Below are 6199 nucleotides of genomic sequence, written 5' to 3'. Positions count from 1 at the left end.
GATGTAACCTTAACCATTGATACAACTCCACAAGACCTGATTACAGCAATTACGGTTCCTGAAGACTTAAATGGCGACGGTATCTTGAATGCTGCAGAACTTGGTACAGACGGTACATTCAATGCACAAGTGGCATTAGGACCGGATGCAGTTGATGGCACAGTGGTGAATGTTAACGGTACTAACTACACCGTGACTGCAGCTGACCTTGCGAATGGCTATATCACAGCAACTCTGGATGCAACAGCAGCCGATCCTGTGACTGGTCAGATTGTGATTCATGCTGAGGCTGTAGATGCGCAAGGTAACGTAGATGTTGCTGATGCAGATGTAACGGTAACTCTAGATGTTACTCCACCTGATATCACTACAACTGTGTTAGCAATTGACCCAGTTACTGCTGATAACATTCTAGATGCGACAGAAGCGGGTGGATCAGTGACCTTAACAGGTACATTGACCAACATCCCTACAGATGCAGTAACAACAGGTGTTGTGGTTACTGTAAATGGTATTGACTATACAGCCACAGTTGATGCCGTAGCAGGTACTTGGACAGTTGATGTAGCTGGTAGTGGTCTTGCAGCAGATTCAGACTTAACTGTTGATGCTACTGCGACATTCACAGACCTCGCAGGAAACGCTAGTACACTTCAAGATACACAAACTTATACTCTTGCAAGCTCTATCATTGCTTTCGATAACACTGATACAGCTGTACTTGCTCCTCAACCATTGCTTGTACAAGATGATGCAGCACTAGGTAGTAATACTTATCTAGCACTTGTATCGCTTGCTGGACTTGATTTGCAGTTAGGATCAGAGTCAATTGGCTTTACAGTGGGTGCTGGTCAAGAAGGCAATGCGACCTTTACTTATAGTGCTTTAATTGGAGTGGATGCATTATCTGACTACTCATTAGTTGTTCAGAAATTTGATACAGCAACAGGTCAATGGACTGCAATTTATGGTGGTGGCCAGGCTGATATTCTTGATCTTACTTTACTAGGTTCAACACCTGGTGTAGTGATTGATGGGTTAGAAGAAGGACAATACCGTGCATTCATGACTTACAACGGTCTTCTAGGTATCGGTTTACTGGGTACCTTAACTGGCACAATGGATGTTTATGACACAACACAAGTAGGTGGCTACTACACTGAAGTTGCTGAAGGTAACGTCATTACAGAAATAAATGATGCAGGTGAGGTAGATGTTGTAACTCCAACAACAGTTATAAGTGAGGTTAATGGTCAGCCTGTTGTAGCAGATGGCACGAGTATCACTGGTACTTACGGTACATTAGTGATCAACCTAGATGGTTCATACACATATACGCCTACTGCTAGTGCGGCAGGTGTAGGACAAACTGATCAGTTTACATATACCTTAATTGATCCTGTAACTGGTGATACGGCTCAAGCAAATCTCAATATTCAATTGAGCTCTGTGAAAGCAGTAGACAATGTAGTGATGGCAGAAATTAATCCTGAACCATTGCTTGTGGCAGACGATGTTGCTCTAGGTAGTTCAACTTACCTTGCAGCAGTATCGTTAGCAGGTATCGACTTACAATTGCTTGGTAACGATGCAATAGAGTTTACTGTTGATCCAAATCGCGAAGGTACAGCAACGTTCACATTCGATGCGATAATCACAGCAGATTTACTCAGTGATTATGCGATTGTTGTTCAGAAGTTTGATGAAGCAACAGGTCAATGGGTATCGATTGGTGGTACTAACCCAGAAGCTTCACTCATCGATCTAACGCTTATCGGTGGAACACCAACAGCAGTTCTTGAAGGATTGGATGCTGGTCAGTACCGTGCATTCATTGGATATGAAGGCTTGCTAGGTGTAGGTTTGGGCGGAACATTAACTGGTACAATGGATGTCTACAATCCATACATCGTGGCTGGTTACTCTGTTGAACCGATCTCTGGTAATGTCATCAAAGATGCGAGCCTCACTGGTGAAGTTGATGCAGCAAGCAGCAGTGCTGTGATCTCTCAAGTGAATGGTGTTGCGGTTGACCCAGTTGCTGGTGCAACAATTACTGGTACATACGGTACATTGGTGATTGACCAAGATGGTAACTACACTTATACCCCAACTGTAGACGGAGCAAATCTAGGTCAGGTAGATCAATTTACCTATACCTTGCTTGATCCTGTAACAGGTAACACTTCTGAGGCAACACTTTATGTTCGTCTCGATAGTGACAGTGTAGATATGACTTGGAACGATGCTGATCCATCTCAACCAGCTGTAATTACTAGTCCGCTTCCAGTAGACGCAATGGATAACGTTGCTTCAGCTGAAATAGATATGGTTTACCCTGTAACAACTGAGGTACTTGATAATGCGATTAGCTATAATTGGTTACTTGGTGTAGGTGGTATCGTTATCGGAGCTAAAGAAGGTACAGCGACATTTACAGTTGACCCAGGTAATCTGACTGACGCGATTATTGCAGTGAACTTTGGTTCGGTTGCTACGGTTGTCGACGGTTTACATGTGGTATTAACACGAGTAAATCCAGATGGCACTCGTACTGTAGTTGCAGATAGTTCTGATACTGGTGTGATTGACTTGTTAGGTATCTTTGGTTCTGAAGTTCAATTCAAGATTGATAACTTAAGTGCTGGTACTTACGAGTTGTTCATGGAAAGCAATACACTTCTTACAGCTCTAGGTAGTGTTACTGCGGATATCACGCTGAATCATGGTGATATCACTCAACCGCCTGTACTGGTTGTTGACCCAGTAACTGGTAATGTACTCGCTGATGATAACTCGGCTGTTTACGGTACAAACTATGTGCCGGATTACATTACAACAACTTCAGTAGTAACTGCTGTTACAGCTGAAAATGGTAATACAACTACAGTTGTAGTGGGTACTCCAGCAACGGTTGTAGGGGTATATGGAACTCTGACTATTAATGCAGATGGTACTTATAGCTATCAGGCAACTGCGGATATGGCGAATGTAGGTAAAGTTGATAGCTTCACTTACACAGTGACAGATCCTGTAACAGGTAGAACTGATACTGCTACATTACATGTTCAAGTCGGTTCGCCAGATGTTGATGTAACTTGGAATACAGCAGATCCTTCGGCAGATGCTACACTTCCAACACCATCAGTAACAGCTGATACAGATGATGCAACAATCAGCATGGCACCAGTTGTAGATCCAGTTGTAGATGTTGCGAGTGGTAACGTGACCATTGGTAACTTGGCTGGCTTCCCACCACTACCTGTATTAAGCAGTACAGTAACCTCTAGTCAGTTTACAATAGCTGCAAATACAGTAAGTGATGTACATGTACAGTTGAATTATACAGCATCGTTAAGCTTGTCGGCTCTTCCAACGACTGGATATACAATTCAGCAATTGGTTGGTGGAACATGGGTAAATACAGCGTACTCTGGTTCTGCGACAGCATTGGCAGGTGTGTTGGGTGCCCCAGCATATTCAGCAGATGTACCTCATTTGTCAGAAGGGACTTACCGTGTAGTATTCAGCTTATCAAGTCTGATTTCTCTAGGTACTGTAACTCTAGACTCTGTAGTGACAACTACAGCGACTCATCTAGACCAATACACACCAGATGGTCAAACAGACTGGATTACTGGAAATGTCCTTACTAATGATGTCGTAGAAGGTACTCAGCTCTACGTAATGAACTCAACAACTGGTACTTATGAACTAGCTGCTGGTCAAGGAGTCAATACAGGTGAAGGTACGTTGTATCTATACAATGATGGTTCTTACTTCTACAAACCATTAGACAGCGCTGCAAATGCGACAGTTGATGTGATTGATTACAAGTTAGTTTCGGTGATTGATGGTAGTGAATACACTTCTTCATTGACGATTAACTTGAGTCAAGAGTTGAATAGCCTTGCAGTGAGTACTGCGGCAAATGATACATTTGCTCTTGGTAACGGCTCTGATACCTTGATCTACAACACATTAACAGCTGCAAGCGTAACTAATGCAACTGGTGGCAATACAACGGCTGGTGGTGTAGATGTATGGACTGACTTCCATGTAGGTAATACTGCAACGGATGATCAGGCTGATAAGATTGACCTAAGCAACTTGTTGATTGGTTCACAAACTAACTTAACAATCGGTCAATATGTATCTGTAAGTTACGATGCTGCGTCTCAAACTGCGACAATCAGCGTAGACCGTGATGGTGGATTACTCGTAGAAGGTACTTACACTGAAACACCATTGCTTCAATTGACTAACCTCACTGGTCCAGTCACATTGAATGACTTGATCAACAATGGTCAAATCATTTTCTAATCTGACAATCGATTTATAAAAAGAGAACCCTAGGGTTCTCTTTTTTTATTTTTAAACAATACGTTAACCTAGCTTTGAAAGAGTTCATGCTATGATGCATTGAGAATTTTATAGAACAACAAATAACGGATAGGGACTTAATTCGAGTGGCGGTATTTTTAGACTTCAAAAGACAGCTCAAGCTTTGGTTAGAACATATTGTTCACCATGTTTCAGACCTTCAAGAAGAAACTATTTTATTTATATCATTTGGCCCTAAAGATCACAGATGTAGCGTATGGCATAGTGAAAAAACAGTGCTTATACAAGCAACTCTACAATTATTTGATTTTATTGATGATCAGTTTTCGCCAGATCAACTTCCAGACTACATAAAAATTGATGTTGCGTATAATTTAGAAAAGCAAAGTTGGAACCAAATAGAGCAGCAGGTTCATCACCAATTTCACAATAATCATTACCGCAGAGGTATTGGATTTGATGATTCCTGTTCGGTAGCTTTTCTGGAGCAAGAAATATATGGAAAAGCCATTATTCGGGGCTTAAGTTATGACAAGCCGAACTTTTTTGATGAAACAAATCTGAACTATGCAATTAAACAAAAATATCGTGCAACAAAGCCGGAAATTAAACTTCAGTCACTACAAGAAGTGTGGACTTTCGATACCTATGCAACTTTTTATGAAAATGGACAATTTATTAATTTAGCGAGTCGCTACGATGCAAATGGTATTAGAGCCATTGCTAGCAATAAAAAACAGCACTTTAGAGACCTCATTGAAAAAAATGCAGCGTTTTTACATAGCCAGATTCAAGAAAATGGCAAATTCATTTATGGATATTTTCCTGCTTATGATCGTGATATACGGAACTATAATACGGTACGTCACTGTACTTCGCTTTACGCGCTTTTAGAGACTTTTGAAGTACAAGATAAACCTGAATATTGGCCTAAAATTGTTGCAGCAATTCAATACGCACTTACTACTTTCTATAAAGAAAAAGACCCAATAACTGCTTTTATGATTGATGGTAAAGAAGGGGAGCTAGAAATTAAATTAGGTGCAAATGCCGCAGCTATTTTAATGTTAACGAAATATCAAGAAATCACAGGAAAAGATGATTATTTAAAATATGCAGAGAAACTTGCTTATGGTATTTTAGAATTAGTAGATCCGGATGGATTAACTACTCATGTATTAAATTATCCAAATTATGATTTAAAAGAAAAGTTCAGAATCATTTATTATGATGGAGAAGCAGCATTAGCTTTATTAAGGTTATATCAAATTAATCAGGATAAAAGATTATTAGACACAGTTAAGTTAATGTTTGAAAATTTTATTCATAAAAGATATGAAAAATATCATGATCACTGGTTAAGTTATTGTACCAATGAGCTTACAAAAATATGTCCTGAAGAAAAATATTTTATTTTTGGTTTAAATAATTATTTAAAACATTTTATTTTTATTCGCAATAGAAAAACAACATATGCCACTTTATTAGAAATGCTAATGGCAGCCTATAAAATGGTAAATCGTTTAAAAGAGCAAGGCCATAATGCACTTTTTGAACAAGCATATATGTCTGAGTTAAAAAAACTCATTACGTTTCGAGCCGAATTTCAAACCACAGGTTTTTTCTATCCGGAAATAGCCATGTATATGGCTCGACCAGATAAAATATTGCATGCTTTTTATGTACGGCATGACCGCTTTAGAGTAAGAATTGATGATCAGGAACACAACCTTTCTGGTTATATTGCCTACGTAAAAGATTTCGAAGGAGGGGAGATAAGAGGTGGATCAGGAAATTTGAACAACACTTATAAGTGATATTTTGCTCCCCAAATGATGTTATAAACATCAATATA

General features: G+C 39.7%; 2 protein-coding genes. Both read left to right on the top strand.

All coding sequences use genetic code 11. The features are described from left to right. A partial coding sequence (locus G9371_RS18830; protein WP_165471306.1) for a beta strand repeat-containing protein occupies window positions 1-4323 on the top strand: 4323 nt, incomplete at its 5' end. Between the two features lie 146 nt (window positions 4324-4469). Next, window positions 4470-6161, top strand: a complete 1692-nt coding sequence (locus G9371_RS18825) for a poly alpha-glucosyltransferase (protein ID WP_029424035.1) — start codon at window positions 4470-4472, stop codon at window positions 6159-6161. Window positions 6162-6199 lie beyond the last annotated feature (38 nt).

This window comes from Acinetobacter sp. EKM10A (assembly GCF_011075215.1).
Lineage (GTDB): Bacteria > Pseudomonadota > Gammaproteobacteria > Pseudomonadales > Moraxellaceae > Acinetobacter > Acinetobacter baumannii.
This window is presented reverse-complemented; position numbering and strand designations above follow the sequence as displayed.